Raw genomic sequence first — 24,492 nt, 5'->3', positions numbered from 1 at the left:
CTTATAGCGCCTGACGATCAAGCTTCTTCAGAAACACCGTCATTTCCTTCTCGGCCTGCTTGTCGCCATGGGCGCGGGCCGCTTCCAGACCGTGTTCCCACGCATTACGTGCGGCGGCGTGATCGCCTAGCGCGAGTTGCGCCTTGCCTAACAGTTTCCATGCCGCCGAATACTTCGGATCGAAACCAACACATCGCTGGAAGTGCTCGGCGGCCTTGGCGTTTTCACCCAGATCCAGATAACCCTTGCCCAGGCCGAAGCGCAGCAGAGAGTTATCCACACCCTTGGCGAGCATTTTTTCCAGGGATTCGAGCATTTTTTGCACCCTCGTTTCAGTGATCGTTCCCACGCTCCGCGTGGGAATGCCTCAATGGACGCTCTGCGTCCGCTCTTGGGACGCAGAGCGTCCCGGGCTGCATTCCCACGCAGAGAGTGGGAACGATCAACCTCAGAAGAAGCTCAACCCCACATGAAACAGCTTCTCCACATCGCGAATATGCTTTTTATCCACAAGGAACAGGATCACATGGTCGCCCGCTTCGATCACCGTGTCGTCGTGGGCGATGATCACTTGCTCGTTGCGAATGACCGCGCCAATGGTGGTGCCGGGCGGCAGGCCAATCTTCTCGATGGGCTTGCCGATGACCTTGCTCGACTTCGCATCACCGTGGGCAATCGCCTCGATGGCTTCTGCCGCACCGCGGCGCAGTGAGTGCACGCTGACGATATCGCCACGACGCACGTGCGCCAGCAAGGTGCCGATGGTCGCCAGTTGCGGGCTGATGGCGATGTCGATATCGCCGCCTTGAATCAGATCGACGTAGGCCGGGTTGTTGATGATCGTCATGACCTTCTTCGCCCCCAGCCGTTTGGCCAGCAGCGACGACATGATGTTGGCTTCGTCATCGTTGGTGAGGGCGAGGAAGATATCGGCGTCGGCAATGTTCTCCTCCATCAGTAAATCACGATCTGATGCACTGCCCTGCAGCACCACGGTGCTGTCGAGGGTGTCGGAGAGATAACGGCAACGCGCCGGATTCATCTCGATGATCTTCACCTGATAACGGCTTTCGATGGCCTCGGCCAGACGTTCACCGATCTGCCCGCCACCGGCAATGACGATGCGTTTGTAGGTTTCGTCGAGGCGGCGCATTTCGCTCATCACCGCGCGAATATTCTCACGGGCGGCGATGAAAAAGACTTCGTCATCCGCCTCGATCACCGTATCGCCCTGGGGCAGGATCGGCCGGTCACGGCGGAAAATTGCGGCGACGCGAGTCTCGACATTCGGCATGTGCTCACGCAACTGCCGCAGTTGCTGACCCACCAGCGGACCGCCGTAATAGGCGCGCACCGCCACCAGTTGCGCTGCACCCTCGGCGAAGTCGATCACCTGCAAGGCGCCCGGATGCTGGATCAGGCGCTTGATGTAGTTGGTCACCACCTGCTCGGGGCTGATCAGCACGTCGACCGGAATCGCTTCGTTCTGAAACAGTTGCTCCTCGCGATTGAGGTAGGACGCTTCGCGCACCCGGGCGATCTTGGTCGGGGTGTGGAACAGCGTGTGGGCGACCTGGCAGGCGACCATGTTGGTTTCGTCGCTGTTGGTCACCGCCACCAGCATGTCCGCGTCGTCGGCGCCGGCCTGACGCAGCACCGACGGCAGCGAGCCCCGGCCCTGCACGGTGCGGATGTCGAGGCGGTCGCCGAGGTCGCGCAGGCGCTCACCGTCGGTGTCGACTACCGTAATATCGTTGGCCTCGCTGGCCAGATGTTCTGCCAGCGAACCGCCGACCTGTCCTGCACCGAGGATGATGATTTTCATCCAGTCACTCCGTTAAATCCGTTTAGCTGCGCGCGGCAGCGATCTTGATCAGCTTGGCGTAGTAGAACCCGTCATGCCCACCTTGCTGGGCCAGCAGTTGGCGACCATGGGGCTGTTTGATTCCGGCCGACGTGGCCAGATCCAGTTCACGGCCGCCTGGGGTACGCTCAAGGAACGCAGCGATGACTTCGGTATTCTCGGTCGGCAGCGTCGAGCAGGTGGCGTATAGCAGGATGCCGCCGACTTCGAGGGTTTTCCACATCGCGTCGAGCAGTTCGCCTTGCAGTTGCGCGAGGGCGACGATGTCGTCCGGCTGACGGGTCAGCTTGATGTCCGGATGGCGGCGGATCACGCCGGTGGCCGAGCACGGCGCGTCTAGCAGAATGCGCTGGAACGGTTTGCCGTCCCACCACTTTTCGGTATCGCGACCGTCGGCGGCGATCAGTTCGGCGTTCAGACCAAGGCGTTCGAGGTTTTCTTTCACTCGCACCAGACGCTTGGCTTCCAGATCCACCGCCACTACACCGGCCAGCGCCGGTTCGGCTTCGAGGATGTGGCAAGTCTTGCCGCCCGGCGCGCAGCAGGCGTCGAGCACGCGTTGGCCCGGCGCCAGATCGAGTAGATCGGCGGCCAGTTGCGCCGCTTCGTCCTGCACGCTGATCCAGCCCTCGGCGAAACCTGGCAGGCTGCGTACGTCGGCGGCGGCTTCGAGAATGATGCCGTCGCGACTGTACACACATGGCGTCGCGGCAATCCCGGCCTCAGTCAGCAAGCCGAGATAGGCGTCGCGGCGGTGGTGACGGCGGTTGACCCGCAGGATCATCGGCGGATGCGCATTGTTCGCCTCGCAAATCGCTTCCCACTGTTCCGGCCAGAAGGCCTTCAGGGATTTTTGCAGCCAGCGCGGGTGAGCGGTGCGCACCACTGGGTCACGTTCCAGCTCGGCGAAAATCGTTTCGCTTTCGCGCTGGGCATTGCGCAGCACGGCGTTGAGCAGGCCTTTGGCCCACGGCTTCTTCAGCTTGTCCGCGCAACCGACGGTTTCGCCGATGGCGGCATGGGCCGGTACGCGGGTGTAGAGCAATTGGTAGAGACCGACCAGCAGCAGCGCTTCGACATCGGCGTCGGCAGCCTTGAACGGTTTCTGCAGCAGCTTCTCGGCCAGTGCCGACAGGCGTGGCTGCCAGCGCGCAGTGCCGAAGGCCAGATCCTGAGTGAAGCCGCGATCACGATCCTCGACCTTGTCCAGTTGCGTCGGCAGGGAGCTGTTCAACGAGGCTTTGCCGCTGAGCACGGCGGCGAGTGCCTTGGCGGCGGCCAGGCGCGGGTTCATTGCGCGTCCACCGCTGCGCCGAGCACGGTGCCGACAGCGAATTTCTCTCGACGGCTGTTGAACAGGTCGCTGAAGTTCAGCGCCTTGCCGCCGGGCAATTGCAGGCGGGTCAGGCACAGCGCCTGCTCGCCGCACGCGACGACCAAACCGTCCTTGCTGGCGCTGAGGATTTCACCCGGCGCGCCTTTACCTTCGGCGAGTGTCGCCGCCAGTACTTTCAGCGCTTCACCGTTGAGGGTGCTGTGGGTGATCGGCCATGGGTTGAAGGCGCGCACCAGGCGTTCCAGCTCAACGGCCGGACGGCTCCAGTCGATGCGTGCTTCGTCTTTGTTCAGCTTGTGCGCGTAAGTGGCGAGCTCATCGTTCTGCACTTCGCCTTCCAGCGTGCCTGCAGCCAGACCGGCAATCGCCTGGACCACGGCGGGCGGGCCCATTTCGGCGAGGCGGTCGTGCAGCGTGCCGCCGGTGTCTTCGCCGGTGATCGGCGTGACGACCTTGAGCAGCATCGGTCCGGTGTCGAGGCCCGCTTCCATGCGCATCACGGTCACGCCGCTTTCCGCGTCGCCGTGTTCGACGGCGCGCTGAATCGGCGCCGCACCGCGCCAGCGTGGCAGCAAGGAGGCGTGGCTGTTGATGCAGCCCAGACGCGGGATATCCAGCACCACTTGCGGCAGGATCAGGCCGTAGGCGACCACTACCAGCAAGTCCGGCTTCAGTGCGGCCAGTTCAGCCTGAGCGTCAGCGTTGCGCAAGGTCGGCGGCTGCAACACCTGGATATGGTTTTCCAGGGCGAGTTGTTTGACCGGGCTTGGCATCAGTTTTTGCCCGCGACCGGCCGGACGATCCGGTTGGGTATAGACCGCAACGATCTCGTAAGGGCTGTTCAGCAGGGCCTTGAGGTGTTCGGCGGCGAATTCGGGGGTGCCGGCAAAAACGATGCGCAGTGGCTCAGTCATGAAGGGAGTCTCATAAAAAGAAAAAGGCTTGCCGCAGCAAGCCTTTGAAGAGGGGCATCAAGCGTTCTGGCGGTGCTGCTTTTCCAGTTTCTTCTTGATCCGGTCGCGTTTGAGCGTGGACAGGTAATCGACGAACAATTTGCCGTTGAGGTGGTCGCATTCGTGCTGGATGCACACCGCGAGCAGGCCTTCGGCGATCAGTTCATAGGGCTTGCCGTCGCGGTCCAGCGCCTTGATCTTGACCTTTTGCGGGCGGTCGACGTTTTCGTAGAAACCCGGTACCGACAGGCAACCTTCCTGGTATTGGTCCATTTCGTCGGTCAGCGATTCGAACTCGGGGTTGATGAACACCCGCGGTTCGGTGCGGTCTTCGGAAAGGTCCATCACGACGATACGTTTGTGCACGTTGACCTGGGTCGCGGCAAGGCCGATGCCCGGCGCTTCATACATTGTTTCAAACATGTCATCGACCAACTGACGCACTTCGTCGTCCACTACAGCCACAGGTTTGGCGATAGTGCGCAGACGCGGGTCCGGGAATTCGAGGATGTTTAAAATGGCCATAGGCTTTGATTGCTGCACACGTTGAGTAAAGTCGGGCGATGGCCTGGCAGGTCCGAAGATGCAGGCTACCGTTGTGAAGCGTAGCTTGTGCATTTTGCACAAGCGAGCCACGGGGGCTCTGACGGTTCACGCGAATGCACATGATAAAGGGATTCACTGCATGAGGAAAACACTACTCGCCCTGCTGCTGTTGGCCTCGGGAGGCGTGGCGCAAGGGCAAGTGCAACTCAGGGATGGTTTTCCACAGCAATACACGGTGGTTTCGGGGGATACGCTCTGGGACATTTCCGGCAAATACCTGCGCGAGCCCTGGCAGTGGCCACAACTGTGGCGGGCCAATCCGCAAATCGAAAACCCCAACCTGATCTATCCCGGCGACACGCTGACGCTCAGTTATGTCGATGGCCAGCCACGTCTGACCCTTAATCGCGGCGAGTCGCGCGGCACCATCAAGCTCTCGCCACGCATTCGCACCAGCCCGGTGGCCGAGGCGATTCCGAGCATTCCGCTGAAATCCATCAACAGCTTTTTGCTGAGCAACCGCATCGTCGACAAGGTCGAGGACTTCGACAAGGCGCCGTACATCGTTGCCGGCGATGCCGAACGCGTGCTCAGCGGCACTGGCGACCGGATCTTCGCTCGCGGCCATTTTGATCCTGATCAACCGGTCTACGGCATCTTCCGTCAGGGCAAGGTCTACACCGATCCGCAGACCAAGGAGTTCCTCGGGATCAACGCCGATGACATCGGCGGCGGCGAAATCGTCGCCACTGAAGGCGACGTTGCCACCCTGGCCCTGCAACGCACCACTCAGGAAGTTCGCCTCGGCGACCGCTTGTTCAGTGGCGAGGAGCGTTCAATCAATTCGACCTTCATGCCCAGCGCGCCAACCACCAGCATCAACGGCGTGATCATCGATGTGCCGCGCGGTGTCACCCAGATCGGCGTGATGGACGTGGTCACCCTGAACAAGGGCAAGCGCGACGGTCTGGCCGAAGGCAACGTGCTGGTGGTAATGAAAACCGGTGAAACCGTGCGCGACCGCATCACTGGCCAGCCGCTGAAAATTCCTGATGAACGCGCCGGGTTGCTGATGGTGTTCCGCACTTACGACAAACTCAGCTACGGCCTCGTCCTCAACGCATCGCGCTCGCTCGCGGTGCTCGACAAGGTGCGCAATCCGTAAGCGTGTTTCACAAGTTACCAACAGAGTTATCCACAGCTTGTTCCGAATGGTTCGGGGCTTATAACGATCAAGGATGATCCATCATGTTGCCTGTCTGTACGCCGGTTTCCCCGGCGGAACTGGAAGCGCGTCTGCGCCTGCACCGCTTGCCGGATGTTGGCCCGAAGCGTTTTGCCAAATTGCTCGAAGCCTTCGGCTCGGCCTCCAAAGCCATCAGCGCGCCGGCCAGTGCCTGGCGTTCTCTCGGTTTGCCGGCGGCGTGCGCCGAAGCGCGGCGCTGCCCCGAAGTTCGCGACGGCGCCAGCCATGCAATGCGCTGGCTAGAGCGTCCGGATCAGCATTTGCTGATGTGGGACCAACCCGATTACCCCGCATTACTGGCGCAGATTCCCGACCCGCCGCCAATGTTGTTCGTGGCCGGTGATCCGCAGATTCTGGAAAAACCGCAACTGGCGATGGTTGGCAGTCGCCGGGCATCGCGTCCGGGCATGGACACCGCAGCGGCATTTTCCCGCAGTCTCGCCGGGGCCGGTTTTGTCATCACCAGCGGCCTGGCGCTAGGCATCGATGCCGCTGCGCATCAGGCCGCGCTGGATATTGGCGGGTTGACGGTCGGTGTCCTCGGCACGGGGCTGGAAAATTTTTATCCACAGCGCAACCGCCGCCTGGCTGACGCGATGATTGCGTCCGGCAGCGCAGTGCTTTCCGAGTTTCCGCTGGATGCCGGGCCAACGGCGAGCAACTTCCCGCGACGTAACCGCATCATCAGCGGTTTATCCCTTGGTGTACTGGTGGTCGAGGCCAGTGTGGCCAGCGGTTCACTGATCACCGCGCGGCTGGCAGCAGAACAGGGGCGCGAGGTTTATGCCATTCCCGGTTCGATCCATCATCCCGGCGCGCGCGGCTGTCACCAATTGATCCGCGATGGCGCGGTGCTGGTGGAAACCATTGAGCACATCCTCGAAGCCTTGCGTGGTTGGCAGCATCTGCCGCTATCCACTGACACGGCGAAAGCCGATCACCCGTTGCTCATCCTGCTCCATGCCGCCCCGCACACCAGCGAAGGCTTGGCTGACAGCAGCGGCTGGACGTTGCCCAAAGTGCTGGCGGCACTCACCGAACTGGAAATGGATGGCCGTGCAGTGTGCGAAAACGGTCGCTGGTTGGCCAGGACACGCTAGGTTTTACAAGGAAGATCGGTAAACTGCGCGAAACCTGTTTGCGGAGAGTTTTTTCATGGTTAACAGTTGGCGTGTGCAACAAGCCGCACGAGAGATTCGCGCCGGGGCGGTGATTGCCTATCCAACCGAAGCCGTCTGGGGGCTGGGTTGCGACCCATGGAACGAAGAGGCCGTGGATCGGTTGCTGGCGATCAAGAATCGTTCGGTGGTCAAAGGCCTGATTCTGGTTGCCGACAACATTCGCCAGTTCGACTTCCTGTTCGAAGACTTCCCGCAAGAATGGATCGACCGCATGGCCAGCACCTGGCCGGGGCCGAACACCTGGCTGGTGCCGCATCAGGGCTTGCTCCCGGAATGGGTGACCGGCATGCACGATACCGTCGCACTGCGGGTCAGTGATCATCCGCAAGTACGCGATCTGTGCTCGATGGTCGGGCCGTTGATTTCGACCTCAGCCAACCCGCAGGGCCGCCCGGCGGCGCGCACGCGATTGCGTGTCGAGCAGTATTTCCGTGGGCAGATCGATCTGATACTGGGCGGGCAACTGGGTGGGCGCAAGAACCCCAGCGTGATTCGTGATCTGGCGACCGGCAAAGTCATTCGTCCCGACTGATTGAGCCTCGAACATTTGTAACGTGAGTACTCCTCGCCTTGATGGCGAGGAGTACTACACGTGCCTGCGATTTATCCTGCAATGATGCTGGTTGTTGCGTCGGAAAAATCGTCAACTAGCTGAATTAAATGAATTTTCCCACCTGATTATCAGACCGCATTTCGTGGCGGTATCTCCAAAAGCAACCATCCTTTCCCTGCACTCGAAACACTTCGATAAGTTAAGGTCTGCGGAGAAAGAATGGACACTACGGATTTGCAACTCACGGATTACCTGCAGGCGCTCCAGGTGACGTTAAACAGTCATCAGGAGGGTTGCCGTATCGTGATGCTTGAAGCGGGGTCGGATACCCAGGTGTTCGATCGGTTTATCGATCGGCAATTTCGGCTTCGGCTGCAGCATTACATGCTGACGTCCAGGGCGCGGATGCTCGAAACCCGACTGGCGACACGGTCGCGCAGTACCCACTTTCTGCTGTATCGGCACGAGCAACTGCTGGCGGTATTGAGGGCCACTCCGGCGCCGTTCGAGTGGGCATCACTGGCGCAGCAACATGTTTCGCCCACGGTGGCGTTGTCACGCCATGTCGAACTCAGTCGCTTGATATCGTACGCGCCCAGCCAACAGCCCATTGCCGTCGACAGTCTGCTGGCGGCCGCTGCCGAGTGGGCCATAAAACAGGGCTATCTAGGTGTCACCGCGTTGTGCAGGGCATCGCAGCTGCGCCTGTACCAGCGTTTCGGTCTGATGCCGGTCGCCTCCAATCCCTTGCATATCGAACAGCGCGCACGCGGGGATTACTGGGTGTTGTCAGCCGAGTGGCGGCAAATCCTCGCCGCGTTGCAACAGCCTGATTCCGCCACAGTCGGTCATTGGGCGCCAAGACCGTTGGCGGCTCATCCACCGCAGTACTGAACACGCTCGAAGCGTCCTGCCAGTCATTGTTCTGAAACCCTGACTGGCAGGACGCCGGGAGGTATCAAGGCAGCAGGATGGTGGAACCGGTAGTGCGCCGCGCCGACAGCTCGGTTTGCGCCTTCGCCGCATCAGCCAGTGGATAACGCTGGCTGACGTCCACCTTCAACTTGCCGCTGATGATCATCTCGAACAGCTCATCGGCCATTCGCTGCAGGTTTTCGGCGTTGTTGGCATAAGTCGCCAGCGTCGGCCGGGTCACGTACAGCGAACCCTTGGCGGAGAGAATACCCAGATTCACGCCGTCCACCGCGCCGGAAGCATTACCGAAGCTCACGACCAGGCCACGCGGCGACACGCTGTCGAGGGACGTCAGCCAGGTGTCCTTGCCAACACCGTCATAGACCACCGGGACTTTCTTGCCATCGGTCAATTCCAGCACGCGCTGGGCAACGTTTTCGTGGCTGTAATCGATCGTCGCCCAGGCGCCATTGGCCTTGGCCAGTTCGGCTTTCTCTTTGGAGCTGACGGTGCCAATCAGCTTCACGCCTAACGCTTTGGCCCATTGGCAGGCCAGTGAACCGACACCGCCGGCCGCCGCGTGGAACAGAATGGTTTCGCCACCCTTGAGTTCATAGGTCTGGCGCAGCAGGTATTGCACGGTCAGGCCTTTGAGCATTACACCGGCAGCCGTTTCGAAACTGATTTCGTCGGGCAGATGCACCAGATTGTCCTGGGGCAGCACATGCAATTCGCTGTAGGCCCCCAACGGGCCGCTGCCATAGGCCACGCGATCACCGACCTTGAACCGGGTGACGTCGCTGCCCACGGCATCGACGATCCCCGCACCTTCAGCACCCAGGCCGGACGGCAAGGCGGGCGGTGCGTACAGACCGCTGCGGAAATAGGTGTCGATGAAGTTCAGGCCGATCGCCTTGTTCGCCACGCGGACTTGATTGGGGCCGGGCGCGGCGGGTTGGTAATCAACATATTCGAGCACTTCGGGGCCGCCGTGGGCGCGGAACTGGATACGCTTTGCCATCTGCCTGCTCTCCTTGGGTCTTTTGTGAGCCCCCTATCCAACTCCCATGCTTGATCTTCGTCAACTGCGGCGGGCTGTTGTGCGGTGGTATGCTACGCGCCCATTTGCGTCGCCCGTCTGCCGGGGCGCCGCCCGATTCAAGGTGAAGCCATGACGACCCGCACCGACGCCGTAAAGGCCTATCTGCTCGACCTGCAAGACCGCATCTGCGCGGCTCTCGAAACCGAAGACGGCGGCACGCGCTTCGTCGAAGACGCCTGGACCCGGCCCGCCGGCGGTGGCGGTCGTACTCGCGTGATCGAGAACGGCACGGTAATCGAAAAGGGCGGTGTCAACTTTTCCCACGTCTTCGGCAGTGGTCTGCCACCGTCGGCCAGCGCCCATCGCCCGGAATTGGCTGGCCGCGGTTTCGAAGCCCTTGGCGTGTCGCTGGTGATCCACCCGCACAACCCGCATGTGCCGACGTCCCACGCCAACGTGCGCTTTTTCATCGCCGAGAAGGAGGGTGAAGAGCCGGTCTGGTGGTTCGGCGGCGGCTTCGACCTGACCCCGTATTACGGCAATGAAGAAGATTGCGTTCACTGGCACCGCATCGCCGAGCAGGCCTGCGCGCCGTTTGGCCCGGACGTCTACCCGCGCTACAAGGCCTGGTGTGACACCTACTTCCACATCAAGCATCGCCACGAACCGCGAGGCATTGGCGGTTTGTTCTTCGATGACCTGAACGAGTGGGACTTCGATACCAGCTTCGCTTTTATGCGGGCCATCGGCGACGCCTACATCGATGCTTATCTGCCGATCGTGCAGCGCCGCAAAAACGATGCGTTTACCGCTCAGCAGCGTGAATTCCAGGAATTCCGCCGTGGCCGTTACGTCGAGTTCAATCTGGTCTACGACCGTGGCACCTTGTTCGGTCTGCAATCGGGCGGGCGTACCGAGTCGATCCTGATGTCGTTGCCGCCGCAAGTGCGCTGGGGCTATGACTGGAAAGCCGAGCCTGGCAGCGAAGAAGCACGCCTGACCGAGTACTTCCTGCAAGACCGCGACTGGCTGGCCGAGGCCTGAGGACATCTGATGGATCGTTACGTCGTTTTCGGCAACCCGATCGGCCACAGCAAATCGCCGATGATTCACAAGCTGTTCGCCGAGCAGACCGGCCAGCACCTCGACTACAGCACCTTGCTGGCGCCGCTCGACGATTTCGCCGGCTGCGCCACGGCGTTTTTCCAGGAGGGTCGCGGCGCCAACGTCACTGTGCCGTTCAAGGAAGATGCCTATCGTCTGGCCAACAGCCTGACCGCGCGTGCACAACGGGCTGGGGCGGTGAACACCTTGAGCAAACTGGCCGACGGCTCACTGCTCGGTGATAACACTGACGGCGCCGGACTGGTGCGCGATCTGACGGTCAACGCCGGGTTCAGCCTGACCGGCAAACGCATTCTGCTGCTCGGTGCCGGTGGTGCGGTGCGCGGTGCGCTGGAACCGTTGCTGGCGGAACAACCGGCCTCGGTGATCATCGCCAATCGTACGGTGGACAAGGCTGAGTTGCTGGCGGAGTTGTTCTGCGACCTCGGGCCGGTCTCGGCCAGTGGTTTCGACTGGTTGCGCGAGCCGGTGGACGTGATCATCAATGCCACATCGGCCAGCCTCACTGGTGACGTGCCGCCGATTGCACCGAGCCTGATCGAGCCGGGCAAGACCCTGTGCTACGACATGATGTACGGCAAAGAGCCGACGGCGTTTTGCCGCTGGGCCCGTGAACATGGCGCGGCGGTGGCGATGGATGGCTTGGGGATGTTGGCGGAGCAGGCGGCTGAGGCGTTTTTCCTGTGGCGTGGTGTGCGCCCGGACACTGCGCCCGTGCTCACAGAGTTGCGTCGACAACTGGCCCTTTAAAAAGCTTCGCGAGCAAGCTCGCTCCCACAGTGGAATGCGATCAAATGTGGGAGCGAGCTTGCTCGCGAATGGCCTCACCACCGATTCTGGGTCAGTCTTCAAACCGGATCGGACATTTCTCCGGCCCTTCCAGCTTCCGCAACTCCTCCACCACCTGCGGCCGCGCCCGGCGCAAGGTCAGGCTGCGATTCTGGCGCAACAACCGCCGCGCCTCCTGATGCAGCATTTCCACGCCCGAATAGTCGATGAAGTTGATCTGCTGCGCCTCGATCACCACCCGCGCGCCATGCATACGTTGCAGGCGTACTTGCAGGTAATGGCTGGCGCCGAAAAAGATCGATCCGCCGACACGCAACACATCGTCTTCGCCGTCGCGCCAGTGGTGCACGCGCGGTTGCGAAGTGCGCTTGAGGTAGACGAACAGCGAGGCCAGCACACCGGCATAAATCGCCGTCTGCAATTCCAGTAGCAAAGTCGCGAGGCAGGTCAGCGCCATGACCACAAACTCGGCGCGGCTGACACGCAGCAATGCGCGAATGCCTCGGTGGTCGACCAGCCCCCAGGCAATCAACAGAATGCTCCCGGCCATCGCCGGGATCGGAATGTGCGCGATCAGCCCCGCACCAAAAATTGCGAACAACGCCACCCAGATTGCCGAAAACACTCCGGCCAGCGGCGAGCAAGCGCCTGCCTCGTAACTGAGGCCAGAGCGGGTGAACGACCCGGCCGACAGCGACCCGGAAAAGAACGCCCCGAGAATATTCGACAAGCCCTGTGCACGGACTTCCTGATTGGCATCAAGCAATTGCTGCGACCGCGCCGAAATCGAGCGCGCAATCGACAGACTGGTAACCAGGCCGAGCATGCCCACCGCCACAGCACTTGGCAGCAATCGCAGGATCAAATCCAGATCCAGCGGCAATCCACTGAACGGCGGCAAACGCCCGACAAACGCGCTGACCAGATGCACATGGCCGAACACGCCCGGCCACAACCACACCAGCAAACTGGCCAGCACCAGTGTGATCAACAGCGTCGGCCAGCGCGGCAACAGGTGTTTGAGCAGCAGACCGACGACCACCGTGGCCAAACCCAACACCAGCGAAGGTTTATCCACAGCCCGCAGGTGTTGCAGCAAATCCATCAAACTGGCCAGCGCCGTGGCTTTTGCCGGCAACTCCAGGCCCAGCAGGTTTGGCAATTGCCCGATAGCAATCACCACCGCCGCGCCAAGGGTGAACCCCAGCACCACTGAATGCGAGACGAAATTCACCAGCGCGCCAAAGCGCAGCAAACCGAGCAGCCACTGGAATATCCCCGCAAGCAAGGTCAGCAGCAGGATCAGGGTGATGTAGTCCTGCGAGGCTGGAACCGCTAAAGGGCTGACACTGGCAAACAGCACAATCGAAATCGCTGCCGTCGGACCGCAGATCAAATGCCACGACGAACCCCACAGGCAGGCGATCAGCACCGGAATGATTGCGGCGTAGAGGCCGTACTCGGGTGGCAGACCGGCGATCAACGCGTAGGCAATCGACTGGGGGAGCGCAAGAATCGCCCCGCTGAGGCCGACGATCAGATCCCGTCCGACGCTGGCGCGGGTTTGTCGCGGCAACCAGGTGAGGAAGGGGAAGAGAGAGTGGCGGCTGGGGAAGGCCATGGGTCCTCGCGGTTGGGTTTTGTTCAAGGTTATCAGGGTGCCAGGGGAAAGGCCCCTCACCCTAACCCTCTCCCAAGGGAGAGGGGACTGACCGTGGTGTTTATTCAAGATTCACCGACCTGCGATTTCAGAGTTGAACGCAAGTTTTGAATCCAACAGATATCGGCTCCCTTTCCCCCTCGCCCCTCTGGGGAGAGGGCCGGGGTGAGGGGGCAAAAATCTCGAGCCGAGCACAATTCCAGCCACCCCACGATCAAAGCTTCGCTTTCACCGCCGCCAACGCATCCTTCCCGTCAGACGTCTTGACGCCATCCAGCCACTTATTCAACACCGCCGGATTTGCCTTGATCCAAGCCTTCGCCGCCTCGGCATTGCTGACCTTTTTGTTCACCACCTCAGCCATGATGCTGTTCTCCATCTCCTGAGTGAACGAAAGATTGGTCAGCAATTTACCCACATTCGGACACGCCTCGGCGTAGCCCTTGCGCGTTAACGTAAACACGCTGCCGGTGTCGCCAAAGTACTTCTCGCCACCCTTGAGGTAATGCATCTTCAACTGCACGTTCATCGGGTGCGGCGTCCAGCCGAGGAAGGTGACGAATTTCTGTTTCTTCACCGCCCGCGACACTTCAGCCAGCATCGCCTGTTCGCTGGATTCGATCAGCTTCCACTGGCCCATGTCGAAGTCGTTCTTCTTGATGATTTCCTGCAGCGAGATATTCGCCGGCGCACCCGAACCGATGCCGTAGATCTTACGATCGAACTTGTCCGCGTATTTGTTCAGGTCGGCAAAGTTATGCACACCCGCGTCCCACACGTAGTCCGGCACGGCGAGGGTGAATTCGGTGCCGTCGAGGTTCTTCGCCAGTTGCGTGACATCGCCGGTGGCGACGAACTTGTCATAGAAACCCTGCTGCGCCGGCATCCAGTTGCCGAGGAACACGTCCACCTGGCCGTCTTTCAAACCACCGAAGGTGATCGGCACCGCGAGGGTGTCGACCTTGGCCTTGTAGCCCATGCCATCCAGCAGAAACCCGGTGATGGCGTTGGTCGCGGCGATATCGCTCCAGCCCGGATCGGCCATTTTCACGGTGTCGCAGCTTTGCTCAGCGAAGGCCGAGGCGCTGCTCAGCGCGAGCAGGCCGATCGTCACTACTGTGGATAACTTACGCATGGACTTCCCCTTAACATTATTGGTTTTGGCAGGGTTGTGGATAACGTGCTTTGCGTTCCAGATCGTCGAGGTCGATGTGGTTGCGCATGTATTGCTGACTGGCGTCCACCAGTGGCTGGTGATCCCAGCTCTTCAGCTTGCCGATGGTCAACGCGTCGGCGACAAATCGGCGGCGGCGCTGGCTCGCGAGGACTTCCCGGTGAATCGCCGGAATGTCCCACTTGGTCCGCGCTTCGGCGAGAAAATCGTCGAAAAGCTGGCGATGCCGCGGCGATTGGCTGAGTTCTTCCAGTTCGCGCGGATCGTTGTCTACGTCGAAGAGTAGGCAAGGGTCGCTTTCACTGTAGATAAATTTGTAGGCGCCGCGACGGATCATCATCAGCGGGCTGATGGTGCCTTCGGCCATGTATTCGCCGAACACTTCGTCATGACCGCCCTGCCCTTGAAGGTGTGATACCAGCGAGCGGCCATCCAGTGGCAGGCCCGGTTCCAGCGTGCCGCCGGCCAATTCGACGAAGGTTGGCAACAGGTCTGCAGTCGATACTGCAGCGCTGACACGCCCGGCATCGAACTGGCCTGGAGCACTTATCAACAGGGGGACGCGGGCCGCCATTTCGTACCAGTGCATTTTGTACCAAAGGCCCTTTTCGCCGAGCATGTCGCCGTGGTCACCGGAGAAGACAATAATTGTGTCTTCGATCAGCCCGGTTTCTTCGAGGGTTTGCAGAAGTTTGCCGACGTTGGCGTCGATATAGCTGCAGGCACCGAAATACGCCCGGCGTGCATCGCGAATCTTATCCACAGGCAGTGGCTTATCCCACAGGTCATAAACCTTGAGCAGCCGTTGCGAGTGCGGATCGAGTTCGTGTTGATCCGGAGTTGTAGGCAGCGGGATATCGGCATCGTCGTACAAATCCCAGAACGCCTTGGGAATGGTGTACGGGTCGTGTGGGTGTGTCATCGATACTGTCAGGCAGAACGGCTGATCGCCGTCCTCGCGGATGTGATCGAACAGATATTGCTGTGCCTTGAACACCACCTCTTCATCGAAATCCAGTTGATTGGTGCGCACACATGGCCCGGCCTGCAGCACCGAAGACATGTTGTGGTACCAGCTCGGCCGTACATCCGGCTCATCCCAGTTCACGGCCCAACCGTAATCGGCCGGGTAGATATCACTGGTCAGGCGTTCTTCATAACCGTGCAACTGGTCCGGACCGCAGAAGTGCATCTTGCCGGATAGCGCGGTGCGGTAGCCGAGGCGGCGCAAGTAATGGGCATAAGTCGGCACATCGGCAGGGAAATCGGCGGCGTTGTCGTAGGCGCCGATCTTGCTCGGCAACTGGCCGCTGACCAGGGTGAACCGCGATGGCGCGCACAACGGGCTGTTGCAGTAAGCGGCATCGAACACCACGCCTTGGGCGGCGAGGCGGGAAAGATTCGGCAGTTTGATCGGCGATGGGCCGTAAAACGGCAACATTGGCGCGGCCATCTGATCGGCCATGATGAAAAGAATATTCTTGCGCTTCATGTGATCGCGGCATTCCATAGTGAATATTTATGCGACATTGCTGCGATCGAGCATGGAGTCCATGCTTTATCAGGTAAAGCCCGCGCCGGACAATGACTAGGATAAGCACAGCTTATGTATGAAGCCTTGGGTGATCTGTCCCTCGACCTGCTGCGCGCCTTCGAAGCGGCAGCCCGCCAGCGCAGCTTTACCGCAGCGGCGGTAGAGCTTGGCACCACGCAACCAGCGATCAGTCAGCAGATCAAACGGCTGGAAGAACAACTCGGCACGCGACTATTTGATCGCATTTACCGTGGGATCAAGCTGACCGAAGTCGGCGCGATACTGTTTGAGCAAGTTACTCTCGGTTTGCAGAATATCGATGCAGGATTGAGCGCGATCAGCGCACAGCAGCAACATGAAGTCCTGCAAGTTGCCACCGACTTTGCCTTCGCTGCTTATTGGCTGATGCCGCGCCTGCACCGCTTTCATGAAGCCAACCCGCAGGTCGACGTCAGCCTGGTGACCAGCGAACGCAACCACAACATGCTGCGCACCGATATCGACGTGGCGATCCTGTTCGGTGATGGGCGTTTCAAGCAGGGCGAAAGCCATTGGTTGTTCAGCGAAGAAGTATTCCCGGTGTGCAGCCCGCAATTGCTCAAGGATCGCGCCCTGCCCTTGCCTGCTCACGCACTGCTGGAGTTCCCGTTGCTGCACCTGCGTGGGGAAAACAGCAGCAACTGGTTTGACTGGAGTGGTCTGTTCCGTGAACTCGGTATCAATACGCCGCCGGCGCCGGGGCAATTGCGCTTCGACAATTACACGCTGTTGATTCAAGCGGCGATTGGCGGTCAAGGCGTAGCGATTGGCTGGCGGCACCTTGTGGATAACTTGCTGAGTCAGGGTTTGCTGTGCCGCCCCATCGCCGAAACGACCTTGTCGCGCCTCGGTTATTACGTGGTGCTGCCCCAGCGCAAACGTCGGGGCGCGTTGATTCAACAGTTTGTCGATTGGTTAATGGCGGAACAGGCGAGCAGCGCGCAATCCCTCAACGGTTTGACGTTGCCTTCGATCGCGGTTTGAAGAACGTTTACGAATCTGAAGCCGCAACGAAATTCACATGCTGCCCTAGATGCAAATTCAGCCGTAGCTCATCGGCAATCCCCACCGCCACGCGGTTCAGCCGCTCCAGTGGCTCGGCCAGACCCGGTTCGAGATTGCCGCCGACCTGGCTGAAATGCTCAATGGTCAGCCCGGCCACGCCGTGTGGCGCATTGACCAGTGTCCAGTGCAGCGGACTGCTTTGCACGGCTTCGCGAATTTCTTCGGCGGCATGGCGTTGCAGGCGATCATCGACATCCGGCTCATCGAGTACGGCAAAATCCCCCACCAGAAACAGCCGCGAAACGTTGGCGGCTTGCAGTCCATCGACCAATGCATCGACGGCCAGCACCTGCTCGACGGGGCCGAGTACGACAGAGCGCTCAACGTGATCGCTGCTGAATGGCAAACCTGGCGCATCCAATAAGCAGATGACCACCGAACTGCCGGCCACACTTTGATTGACCCTCTCGGAGTCGAACAGATCGCCGCTCTTGGTGCGTAGTCCGGGACGCGGCGCAAGTGCGGTCAGATCGTCGAGAATGGCGATGACTTCATGCTGACGACGCAGCAACTCAGCCATCAACGCGCTGCCCAGGCTACTCATGGCACCATAGAGCACCACTTTTACCGCCGGGGTTTCGGCATTTTTCATGGCTGATCCCTTTTCTTATCCCTTGTATGGCGTCTGACATACGGGCAACGCCGAGGGTTCGAACCGATTTCCGAGGGCTTCAGATGCAAGCGATCAAGGGCTACCACGCCCACGTCTATTTCGACGCTAGCACCATTGAACAGGCACGGGCCTTGTGCGAGCAGGCCGCGCAGTTATTTGCAGTGAAAATGGGCCGCGTTCACGAACGTCCGGTCGGTCCGCATCCGGACTGGAGTTGCCAGTTGGCCTTCGGCCCCGAGTTGATCAGCGATGTGCTGCCGTGGCTGGTGTTGAACCGCAAAGGTCTGGTGGTGTTCCTGCACCCGGACACCGGCGATGACCTGCTCGACCACACCGAACACGCAATCTGGATGGGCGCGATGCGGTCGCTGGATCTGTCTGTTTTCTGATCAGATCGTTTCTTCGGCTTCGCCCGGCAGATGCTCGTCCAGATGCAGCCAAGGCAATTGGCTGTCGGTCCAGATGTGTCGTTCGGCGGGCGCCAGCTCGGGTTGATCGAGGGTGGCGATGGTCACGTCGATACTCTGTGGGCTGAGCAACGTCACCAACGCCAGTTGCGCCCCGCACTGCGGGCAGAAGTACCGCGCGCAACTGTCGGATGAGTCATAACGCGCCGGCGTACCAGCCAGCCATTGGAAACTGGAGGCTGGCACCGTGATCCACGTCGTGACGATGCCGCCGCTGACCTTGCGGCAAATCGAACAATGGCAATGGGCGATGTCCTGCAACGCCCCGCTGAACTGATAACGAATGTGTCCGCAGTGGCAGCCTCCGCTGTGCGATTGGCTCATCTCGAAAGCTCCCCTTCCCGTGTTTATTGACTCTAGATCGCATCCGACGGCCGGTTGACCGTTCATTCAAAGCTTTCTGCAGCGAAAGGTAGCTGAAAGCTTGCCCGATTAGGATCGCCTCACTTCCGGCAACAGACCGGTTGGCCAATGCGTGTGATACCTCGCACTAAAGGCCCAATTAACAACAACAATGGTGATTCTGATGTCCTCTGTAGCCCGCCTTTACGCTGTCACTCCGCCCGTACGTCTCGTGCTTCCCGTTCTGCGCTGATCGGCCCGATCTGCTCATTTAACTAGCCGCGCTACGCCTGGAGTATTCCCATGCTGACTTTCCTTGGCTTCGCCATGGTCATCACGTTCATGTTCCTGATCATGACCAAGCGCCTGTCCGCGCTGATCGCTCTGATCATCATCCCGATCGTCTTCGCCCTGTTCGGCGGCTTTGCACCGAAGATCGGCCCGATGATGCTCGAAGGCATCACCAAGCTCGCGCCGACTGGCGTGATGCTGATGTTCGCCATTCTCTATTTCGCCCTGATGATCGACTCCGGCCTGTTCGACCCGGCCGTGCGCAAGATCCTCAAACTGGTCAAGGGCGACCCGCTGAAAGTTTCGGTCGGCACCGCCGTACTGGCGCTCGTCGTTTCCCTCGATGGTGACGGCGCGACCACTTACATGATCTGCGTGGCCGCCATGCTGCCGCTGTACAGCCGCATCGGCATGAGCCCGCGGATCATGGCCGGTCTGATCATTCTCGCCGGCGGCGTGATGAACATGACCCCATGGGGTGGCCCGACTGCCCGCGCCGCCAGTGCGCTGCACGTTGACCCGTCGGACATCTTCGTACCGATGATCCCGGCGATGGCCGCGGGTGTGGTCGCGATTCTGGTTATCGCTTATTTCTACGGCAAACGTGAACGTGCGCGTCTGGGTGAGCTGCATCTGATTGGCGATGATATCGATCACAGCGAAATCAGCGTGTCGCAGTTCCCGGATGCCCGCCGTCCAAAACTGATCTGGTTCAACGGCGCCCTGACCTTCGGCCTGATGTGTACCCTGATCGCTGGCCTGCTGCCGCTGCCGGTTCTATTCATGGTGGCGTTCAGTATTGCCATGATCGTCAACTACCCTTGCCTGCAGATGCAGAAGGATCGCGTTGCGGCTCACGCCGGTAGCGTGCTGGCAGTGGTCGGGCTGATCTTTGCGGCGGGTATATTCACCGGTATCCTGAGCGGCACCGGCATGGTCGATGCGATGTCGAAGAGCCTGTTGGCGGTGATTCCGGATTTCCTCGGCCCTTACCTGGCCGTGATCACGGCGCTGGTGAGCATGCCGTTCACCTTCTTCATGTCCAACGATGCGTTCTACTATGGCGTGTTGCCGGTGTTGGCCGAGGCCGCCAGTCACTACGGGATCACCGCAGTGGAAATGGCCCGTGCCTCGATCGTCGGTCAGCCCGTCCACTTGCTGAGCCCGTTGGTGCCATCGACGTATCTGTTGGTGGCCCTGGCCGGCATCGATTTTGGTGACCACCAGCGTTTCACCCTGAAATGGGCGATCCTGGTTTGTATCTGCATTCTGATTGCTGCACTGCTGTTGGGGACTTTCCCGGTGTTCAGCACTCTATAAGCCCACGACTCACCGTTTCGGGTCCTGGCTTCGCTGTTTGAAGCCCGGACCTTTTTCGGTTTAACAATCGCTCAAAGGAATACACATGGAATGGCTGACCAACCCCGAAATCTGGGTTGCCTTCTTCACCCTGACCGCCCTGGAAATCGTCCTCGGCATCGATAACATCATCATGATTTCGATCCTGGTCAGCCGCATGCCCAAACACATGCAGCAGCGCACCCGGATCTTCGGTCTCGGCCTGGCCATGATCACCCGCATCCTGTTGCTGCTGTCGATCACCTGGGTCATGCGCCTCACCGCCGACCTGTTCGAGGTGTTCGGCCAAGGCATTTCCGGCCGTGACCTGATTCTGTTCTTCGGTGGTCTGTTCCTGCTGTGGAAGAGCTCGCAAGAGATGTACCACGCGCTGGAAGGCGAAGACGAAAGCGACGAAACCCCGGGCGGCAAGGGTGGCAACTTCCTCTACACCATCATCCAGATCGCGATCATCGACATCGTCTTCTCGCTGGATTCGGTGATCACGGCGGTGGGCATGGTGTCCCACGTGCCGGTGATGGTCGCGGCGATCGTCGTGGCGGTGCTGGTGATGATGCTGGCCTCGGGCAAGATCAGCGAGTTCATCGACAAGCACCCGTCACTGAAGATGCTGGCGCTGTCGTTCCTACTGGTGGTCGGCACCGTGCTGATTGCCGAGTCGTTCGACGTGCATGTGCCGAAGGGCTACGTCTACTTCGCCATGGCGTTTTCGCTGGCCGTGGAAGTGATCAACATCAAGCTGCGCGGCGCAATGGCCAAGAAAAAACAGCAGCAAGACCCGGTGAAACTGCGCAAGGACATCCCGGGCCAGTAACCCGGTAGTCTTCAGGCAACACCCCTTGTAGGAGTGAGCCTGCTCGCGATAGCGGTCTGTCAGTCAACATCAATGTTGAGCCTGATGGCCCTATCGCGAGCAGGCTCACTCCTACATTTGTTTGTGGTGGATTCAGGTGGGTGAATGAACCCGTTTTCATGACACTTTTGTTTCAATCGACACTTTAGCTGTGCAATGCTGGCGCCCAGACCGTTAGCCAACTACAGCTTAAGTATCAAAAACGTAGAAACCGCGCGGTACCGTCAACTTGCCTCTCTGAGGCGCTGCTACTACAGGGGGTTTGTATGCTCACCCTGCTCAATCTGCTTTCCGCCGTCGCCCTGCTGATCTGGGGCACGCATATCGTTCGAACCGGCATCCTGCGGGTGTACGGCACCAACCTGCGCCATGTGATTGGCCAGAACATGTCCAAGCGCTGGCTGGCCTTTGTCGCCGGCATCGTCGTTACCGCGATGGTGCAGAGCAGCAATGCCACGGCCATGCTCGTCACTTCCTTCGTCGGCCAGGGCCTGATGGCGCTGACCCCGGCGCTGGCGACCATGCTCGGCGCCGACGTCGGTACCGCGCTGATGGCGCGGGTGCTGACGTTTGACTTGTCGTGGCTGTCGCCGCTGCTGATTTTCCTCGGGGTGATTTTCTTTCTGTCGCGCAAACAGACGCGGCTCGGGCAGATGGGCCGGGTCAGCATCGGTCTGGGGCTGATCATTCTCGCGCTGCAATTGATCGTCGAGGCCGCCGCACCGATCACCCACGCGCAAGGGGTCAAGGTGATCTTCGCCTCGCTGACCGGCGATATCCTTCTCGACGCCTTGGTCGGCGCGGTGTTCGCGATGATTTCCTACTCGAGCCTCGCCGCCGTGTTGCTCACCGCGACACTGGCCGGCGCCAGTGTGATCAGTCTGCCGGTGGCGATCGGCCTGGTGATCGGCGCCAATATTGGCAGCGGCATTCTTGCGTTCATGAGCACCAGCATGCAGAACGCGGCCGGGCGGCAAGTGGCGCTGGGCAGTCTGCTGTACAAACTGATCGGCCTGCTGCTGATCATTCCGGTACTCGATCCGCTGGTGCACTGGATCGACAGCCTCGATTTCAGCCCGCAAGAAATGGTCATCGGTTTCCACTTGCTCTACAACACCGCGCGCTGCCTGATTCTGCTGCCGTCGGTGGGGCCGATGGCGCGCCTCTGCGCGTGGCTGCTGCCGGAACGGCCGGAGGTCAACGGCACCGCCAAACCGCGCCATCTCGACGCGACCGCGCTGGTCACACCGAGCCTGGCGTTGGCCAACGCCGCGCGGGAAACCCTGCGCATGGGCGATCTGCTCGACAACATGCTCGACGCCTCGCTTGATGTGTTGCGCGGCAAGCAGACCGCCGTCACCCAGGAAATGCGCCGACTGACCGACGACGTCGAAGCGCTGTACAGCGCGATCAAGCTGTACCTGGCGCAGATGCCCCGCGAAGACCTCGGCGAGCAGGACAGTCGGCGCTGGGCCGAGATCATCGAGCTGGCGATCAATCTGAAACTGGCCGCCGACCTGATCGAACGCATGCTGCGCAAGATCCAGCAGCAGAAAACCTCGCAGCGGCGCTCGTTTTCCGAGGAAGGTCTGGAGGATCTGGCCGGATTGCAGCAGCAATTGATCGCTAATCTGCGGTTGGGGCTGTCGGTGTTTCTCAGTGGTGACCGCGAAAGCGCCCGCCAGCTACTGCGCGAGAAACGCCGCTTTCGCGCGCAGGAACGTCGTCTGGCCCATGCGCATGTCAGCCGTTTGCAACGCAAGATCGTGCAGAGTATCGAGACCAGTTCGCTGCATCTGGAGTTGATTGCCGACATGAAGCGGCTCAATTCGCTGTTTTGCGGCAGTGCGTATGTGGTGCTGGAAACGGCGGATACCGGGGCGCTGGCGGCGGATGATATTGCCGACATTACGCATTCGCCTTGAACGACTGGGGCTGGGTTTAGTCAGTTACATTGATTCAGCCTTCAGGCCGCTATCGCGAGCAGGCTCACTCCTACAGGGGGACGCATTCCAAATGCAGGAGTGAGCCTGCTCGCGATGGGGCCCTGACTGACGACACGGATCTCCAAATCAGCCGTACGGAAGCCTGTTATGCGTTGCCTGTTGTTCGCCTGTCTGTTGCTCGGTTCCCTGCCCGCCTTCGCCCTGGATCGTTTTCAGGTTGAAGGCTACGCGCTGCCCAATGGTTTACAACTGATGCTCAAGCCCGGCACCGAACGTGGGCACGTGGCGATCCGGCTGGTGGTCGGCGTCGGTCTTGATGATTTCGACTGCGATGAAAAAGAGTTGCCGCACCTGCTCGAGCACTTGTTGTTCAGTGGCATCGATGCCACTGGCGAAGGGGGCCTGGAAGAACGCATGCAAGCACTGGGCGGTGACTGGAATGCCTTCACCAGTAACGCCGACACCACGTTCGTCATCGAGGCCCCGGCGAAAAACCAGCGCAAAGTGCTCGACCTGCTGCTCGCTCTGCTCACACAAACGCGCATCGACGACAACGCCATCAACGCCGCCAAGCGTGTGGTTGAACGTGAAGATGGCGGCCATTACACACGGCTGCAACGCTTTCTCGATCGTCAGGATCTTGGCCACACCGCGAGCAATCAGCTCGCCGTCGAACTGGGCCTGAAATGCCCGCAACGTGCCGAGGTCGGTCACCTGACTCAGGAACAACTGGAGAAGGTGCGCAAGGCCTGGTACGCGCCGAACAACATGACCCTGATTGTCGTTGGCGAACTCGACAAACTGCTGCCGGCCTATCTGGAGCGTACCTGGGGTGCACTCGAAGCCGTTGAGCCGAGCGAACACCGTGCACTGCCGGACATCAGCACCAGCGCTGCCCATGAGCGCTCCCTCACCCGTGGCTTTATCGGCGACAGCGCCAAACTGCACTGGCTGGTGCCGGAGCCGGTGATCGATGATCAGTACGACCAGACCTTCGACATTCTCAAGGATTACCTCGACTGGGCGCTGTACCGGCAGATTCGCCTCAACCACGGTTTGTCCTACGGGCCATGGGCCGAGCGCGAAGTGTTTGGCGGCGTCGGTTTCATGAGCCTGAATGCCGATCTGGATCGTGATGACGTTGACGAGGCCATTCAGGTGCTGGAAGACCTCAAGGCCGACCTGCTGAAAAACGGTCTCGACCCGGACACCTTCGCGCGGATCAAACAGGCTTCCATCGCCCATCAGGCCTGGGCGGTGCAGGGTAATAGCGCGATGGCGGATTACTACTGGAGCGCCCTCGGCGATTACCAGGACGGCCGTTTTGCCAACCCGGCGCGGGAGCTGCAAGGGGTGACGCTGGAAGCAGCGAACAAGGCCATGCGTGAGTTGCTGTTGCAACCGGGATATCTGCGGATCGAGAAACCGTTGGTCAGTGATGATCAGGTGTTGTGGTTGAGTGCGGGTGGTATCGGTTTGTTGCTGCTGATCCTGATCGCTTGGCGCCTGCACCACCGCCGAAAACCCGCCGAACACTAACCCTGTAGGAGTGAGCCTGCTCGCGATAGCGGTCTACCAGACGAAGAGATAGTGACAGAA

At 60.3% G+C, this 24,492-nt stretch carries 23 protein-coding genes; 12 read left to right on the top strand and 11 right to left on the bottom strand.

The features are described 5' to 3' along the window. Window position 1: 1 nt before the first annotated feature. The 5 genes from AC0ZWN_RS09150 to def form a co-directional block, all read right to left on the bottom strand. On the bottom strand, window positions 2-316 hold the full coding sequence (locus AC0ZWN_RS09150) for a tetratricopeptide repeat protein (RefSeq protein ID WP_476334790.1): 315 nt from the start codon (window positions 314-316) through the stop codon (window positions 2-4). Window positions 317-448: 132 nt separating this feature from the next. Continuing rightward, window positions 449-1,825, bottom strand: coding sequence for a Trk system potassium transporter TrkA (trkA, locus tag AC0ZWN_RS09145; RefSeq protein ID WP_093429539.1), 1,377 nt, complete (start codon window positions 1,823-1,825; stop codon window positions 449-451). Between the two features lie 22 nt (window positions 1,826-1,847). Continuing rightward, window positions 1,848-3,158 (bottom strand): 16S rRNA (cytosine(967)-C(5))-methyltransferase RsmB, encoded by a 1,311-nt coding sequence (gene rsmB / locus AC0ZWN_RS09140; protein WP_476334789.1) that lies wholly within the window; start codon window positions 3,156-3,158, stop codon window positions 1,848-1,850. After that, a complete protein-coding gene (gene fmt, locus AC0ZWN_RS09135; protein WP_220557227.1) occupies window positions 3,155-4,114 on the bottom strand; it encodes a methionyl-tRNA formyltransferase in 960 nt (319 codons plus the stop codon). The genes rsmB and fmt overlap by 4 nt, the downstream gene beginning before the upstream one ends. Before the next feature lie 57 nt (window positions 4,115-4,171). Then, a complete protein-coding gene (gene def / locus AC0ZWN_RS09130; protein WP_016984087.1) occupies window positions 4,172-4,678 on the bottom strand; it encodes a peptide deformylase in 507 nt (168 codons plus the stop codon). Window positions 4,679-4,838: 160 nt separating this feature from the next. Between def and AC0ZWN_RS09125 the strand changes: the two genes are divergently transcribed. The 4 genes from AC0ZWN_RS09125 (at window position 4,839) to AC0ZWN_RS09110 (ending at window position 8,573) form a co-directional block, all read left to right on the top strand. Next, window positions 4,839-5,864, top strand: a complete 1,026-nt coding sequence (locus tag AC0ZWN_RS09125; protein WP_476334788.1) for a LysM peptidoglycan-binding domain-containing protein — start codon at window positions 4,839-4,841, stop codon at window positions 5,862-5,864. Window positions 5,865-5,944: 80 nt separating this feature from the next. Beyond that, the gene (gene dprA / locus AC0ZWN_RS09120; protein WP_476334927.1) at window positions 5,945-7,045 is read left to right on the top strand and encodes a DNA-processing protein DprA; all 1,101 of its coding nucleotides are present in this window, start codon (window positions 5,945-5,947) and stop codon (window positions 7,043-7,045) included. Window positions 7,046-7,100: 55 nt separating this feature from the next. Then, on the top strand, window positions 7,101-7,658 hold the full coding sequence (tsaC, locus tag AC0ZWN_RS09115) for an L-threonylcarbamoyladenylate synthase type 1 TsaC (RefSeq protein WP_093429535.1): 558 nt from the start codon (window positions 7,101-7,103) through the stop codon (window positions 7,656-7,658). A gap of 240 nt (window positions 7,659-7,898) precedes the next feature. Continuing rightward, a complete protein-coding gene (locus AC0ZWN_RS09110; RefSeq protein WP_093429534.1) occupies window positions 7,899-8,573 on the top strand; it encodes a hypothetical protein in 675 nt (224 codons plus the stop codon). A gap of 64 nt (window positions 8,574-8,637) precedes the next feature. Here the strand turns inward: AC0ZWN_RS09110 and AC0ZWN_RS09105 are convergent, their stop codons facing one another. Beyond that, window positions 8,638-9,615, bottom strand: coding sequence for an NADPH:quinone reductase (locus AC0ZWN_RS09105; RefSeq protein ID WP_476334787.1), 978 nt, complete (start codon window positions 9,613-9,615; stop codon window positions 8,638-8,640). 150 nt (window positions 9,616-9,765) lie between these two features. Between AC0ZWN_RS09105 and hemF the strand changes: the two genes are divergently transcribed. Together hemF and aroE are read left to right on the top strand one after the other, a co-directional pair. After that, complete coding sequence (gene hemF, locus AC0ZWN_RS09100) at window positions 9,766-10,680, top strand: oxygen-dependent coproporphyrinogen oxidase (RefSeq protein WP_476334785.1); 915 nt, start codon at window positions 9,766-9,768, stop codon at window positions 10,678-10,680. Between the two features lie 9 nt (window positions 10,681-10,689). Next, window positions 10,690-11,511, top strand: coding sequence for a shikimate dehydrogenase (gene aroE, locus AC0ZWN_RS09095; protein WP_476334783.1), 822 nt, complete (start codon window positions 10,690-10,692; stop codon window positions 11,509-11,511). Between the two features lie 91 nt (window positions 11,512-11,602). Here the strand turns inward: aroE and AC0ZWN_RS09090 are convergent, their stop codons facing one another. The 3 genes from AC0ZWN_RS09090 to betC all read right to left on the bottom strand — a co-directional run bounded on the left by AC0ZWN_RS09090 (window position 11,603) and on the right by betC (window position 15,876). After that, window positions 11,603-13,171, bottom strand: coding sequence for a SulP family inorganic anion transporter (locus AC0ZWN_RS09090; protein WP_476334782.1), 1,569 nt, complete (start codon window positions 13,169-13,171; stop codon window positions 11,603-11,605). A gap of 253 nt (window positions 13,172-13,424) precedes the next feature. Continuing rightward, on the bottom strand, window positions 13,425-14,345 hold the full coding sequence (gene choX, locus AC0ZWN_RS09085; protein WP_476334781.1) for a choline ABC transporter substrate-binding protein: 921 nt from the start codon (window positions 14,343-14,345) through the stop codon (window positions 13,425-13,427). 16 nt (window positions 14,346-14,361) lie between these two features. Then, window positions 14,362-15,876 carry a choline-sulfatase gene (gene betC / locus AC0ZWN_RS09080; protein WP_476334780.1) on the bottom strand — a complete coding sequence of 505 codons (1,515 nt, stop codon included), beginning with the start codon at window positions 15,874-15,876 and terminating at the stop codon, window positions 14,362-14,364. 114 nt (window positions 15,877-15,990) lie between these two features. On the opposite strand from betC, the gene AC0ZWN_RS09075 reads away from it, so the two are divergent. Next, entirely contained in the window at window positions 15,991-16,941 is a 951-nt protein-coding gene (locus AC0ZWN_RS09075; RefSeq protein ID WP_476334779.1) for a choline sulfate utilization transcriptional regulator, read from the top strand. Window positions 16,942-16,948: 7 nt separating this feature from the next. On the opposite strand, the gene AC0ZWN_RS09070 is transcribed toward AC0ZWN_RS09075, so the two are convergent. Next, window positions 16,949-17,614, bottom strand: coding sequence for an NAD(P)-dependent oxidoreductase (locus tag AC0ZWN_RS09070; protein ID WP_476334777.1), 666 nt, complete (start codon window positions 17,612-17,614; stop codon window positions 16,949-16,951). A gap of 83 nt (window positions 17,615-17,697) precedes the next feature. Here AC0ZWN_RS09070 and AC0ZWN_RS09065 point away from each other — a divergent pair, with 83 nt between their 5' ends. Beyond that, the gene (locus AC0ZWN_RS09065; RefSeq protein ID WP_093429525.1) at window positions 17,698-18,024 is read left to right on the top strand and encodes a DOPA 4,5-dioxygenase family protein; all 327 of its coding nucleotides are present in this window, start codon (window positions 17,698-17,700) and stop codon (window positions 18,022-18,024) included. Here AC0ZWN_RS09065 and AC0ZWN_RS09060 read toward each other — a convergent pair whose 3' ends face one another. Beyond that, complete coding sequence (locus AC0ZWN_RS09060) at window positions 18,025-18,426, bottom strand: GFA family protein (protein WP_099757614.1); 402 nt, start codon at window positions 18,424-18,426, stop codon at window positions 18,025-18,027. It abuts the gene before it with no gap. Window positions 18,427-18,747: 321 nt separating this feature from the next. Between AC0ZWN_RS09060 and AC0ZWN_RS09055 the strand changes: the two genes are divergently transcribed. From AC0ZWN_RS09055 to AC0ZWN_RS09040, 4 genes are all read left to right on the top strand, one after another. Then, complete coding sequence (locus tag AC0ZWN_RS09055) at window positions 18,748-20,055, top strand: CitMHS family transporter (RefSeq protein ID WP_476334776.1); 1,308 nt, start codon at window positions 18,748-18,750, stop codon at window positions 20,053-20,055. Window positions 20,056-20,140: 85 nt separating this feature from the next. Continuing rightward, window positions 20,141-20,908, top strand: coding sequence for a TerC family protein (locus AC0ZWN_RS09050; RefSeq protein ID WP_476334774.1), 768 nt, complete (start codon window positions 20,141-20,143; stop codon window positions 20,906-20,908). A gap of 305 nt (window positions 20,909-21,213) precedes the next feature. Next, window positions 21,214-22,872: a Na/Pi cotransporter family protein gene (locus AC0ZWN_RS09045; RefSeq protein ID WP_476334773.1), complete on the top strand. Its 1,659-nt coding sequence runs from the start codon at window positions 21,214-21,216 to the stop codon at window positions 22,870-22,872. Window positions 22,873-23,040: 168 nt separating this feature from the next. Further along, window positions 23,041-24,432, top strand: a complete 1,392-nt coding sequence (locus tag AC0ZWN_RS09040) for a M16 family metallopeptidase (RefSeq protein WP_476334771.1) — start codon at window positions 23,041-23,043, stop codon at window positions 24,430-24,432. Window positions 24,433-24,492 lie beyond the last annotated feature (60 nt).

This window comes from Pseudomonas sp. 3B-A001-10F (assembly GCF_056313565.1).
Note: the sequence above shows the minus strand (reverse complement) of the source record. Positions and strands in the feature narration are given on the sequence as shown.

What these genes read in the sequence shown, in the direction of transcription:
- trkA (WP_093429539.1), bottom strand. Translation starts at nt 1,825, where the DNA reads ATGAAAATCATCATCCTCGGTGCAGGACAGGTCGGCGGTTCGCTGGCA.
- def (WP_016984087.1), bottom strand. Translation starts at nt 4,678, where the DNA reads ATGGCCATTTTAAACATCCTCGAATTCCCGGACCCGCGTCTGCGCACT.
- hemF (WP_476334785.1), top strand. Translation starts at nt 9,766, where the DNA reads ATGACGACCCGCACCGACGCCGTAAAGGCCTATCTGCTCGACCTGCAA.
- fmt (WP_220557227.1), bottom strand. Translation starts at nt 4,114, where the DNA reads ATGACTGAGCCACTGCGCATCGTTTTTGCCGGCACCCCCGAATTCGCC.
- AC0ZWN_RS09060 (WP_099757614.1), bottom strand. Translation starts at nt 18,426, where the DNA reads ATGAGCCAATCGCACAGCGGAGGCTGCCACTGCGGACACATTCGTTAT.
- betC (WP_476334780.1), bottom strand. Translation starts at nt 15,876, where the DNA reads ATGAAGCGCAAGAATATTCTTTTCATCATGGCCGATCAGATGGCCGCG.
- AC0ZWN_RS09055 (WP_476334776.1), top strand. Translation starts at nt 18,748, where the DNA reads ATGCTGACTTTCCTTGGCTTCGCCATGGTCATCACGTTCATGTTCCTG.
- AC0ZWN_RS09045 (WP_476334773.1), top strand. Translation starts at nt 21,214, where the DNA reads ATGCTCACCCTGCTCAATCTGCTTTCCGCCGTCGCCCTGCTGATCTGG.
- AC0ZWN_RS09090 (WP_476334782.1), bottom strand. Translation starts at nt 13,171, where the DNA reads ATGGCCTTCCCCAGCCGCCACTCTCTCTTCCCCTTCCTCACCTGGTTG.
- AC0ZWN_RS09075 (WP_476334779.1), top strand. Translation starts at nt 15,991, where the DNA reads ATGTATGAAGCCTTGGGTGATCTGTCCCTCGACCTGCTGCGCGCCTTC.
- tsaC (WP_093429535.1), top strand. Translation starts at nt 7,101, where the DNA reads ATGGTTAACAGTTGGCGTGTGCAACAAGCCGCACGAGAGATTCGCGCC.
- AC0ZWN_RS09070 (WP_476334777.1), bottom strand. Translation starts at nt 17,614, where the DNA reads ATGAAAAATGCCGAAACCCCGGCGGTAAAAGTGGTGCTCTATGGTGCC.
- rsmB (WP_476334789.1), bottom strand. Translation starts at nt 3,158, where the DNA reads ATGAACCCGCGCCTGGCCGCCGCCAAGGCACTCGCCGCCGTGCTCAGC.
- choX (WP_476334781.1), bottom strand. Translation starts at nt 14,345, where the DNA reads ATGCGTAAGTTATCCACAGTAGTGACGATCGGCCTGCTCGCGCTGAGC.
- AC0ZWN_RS09040 (WP_476334771.1), top strand. Translation starts at nt 23,041, where the DNA reads ATGCGTTGCCTGTTGTTCGCCTGTCTGTTGCTCGGTTCCCTGCCCGCC.
- AC0ZWN_RS09105 (WP_476334787.1), bottom strand. Translation starts at nt 9,615, where the DNA reads ATGGCAAAGCGTATCCAGTTCCGCGCCCACGGCGGCCCCGAAGTGCTC.
- AC0ZWN_RS09050 (WP_476334774.1), top strand. Translation starts at nt 20,141, where the DNA reads ATGGAATGGCTGACCAACCCCGAAATCTGGGTTGCCTTCTTCACCCTG.
- AC0ZWN_RS09125 (WP_476334788.1), top strand. Translation starts at nt 4,839, where the DNA reads ATGAGGAAAACACTACTCGCCCTGCTGCTGTTGGCCTCGGGAGGCGTG.
- aroE (WP_476334783.1), top strand. Translation starts at nt 10,690, where the DNA reads ATGGATCGTTACGTCGTTTTCGGCAACCCGATCGGCCACAGCAAATCG.
- AC0ZWN_RS09110 (WP_093429534.1), top strand. Translation starts at nt 7,899, where the DNA reads ATGGACACTACGGATTTGCAACTCACGGATTACCTGCAGGCGCTCCAG.
- AC0ZWN_RS09065 (WP_093429525.1), top strand. Translation starts at nt 17,698, where the DNA reads ATGCAAGCGATCAAGGGCTACCACGCCCACGTCTATTTCGACGCTAGC.
- AC0ZWN_RS09150 (WP_476334790.1), bottom strand. Translation starts at nt 316, where the DNA reads ATGCTCGAATCCCTGGAAAAAATGCTCGCCAAGGGTGTGGATAACTCT.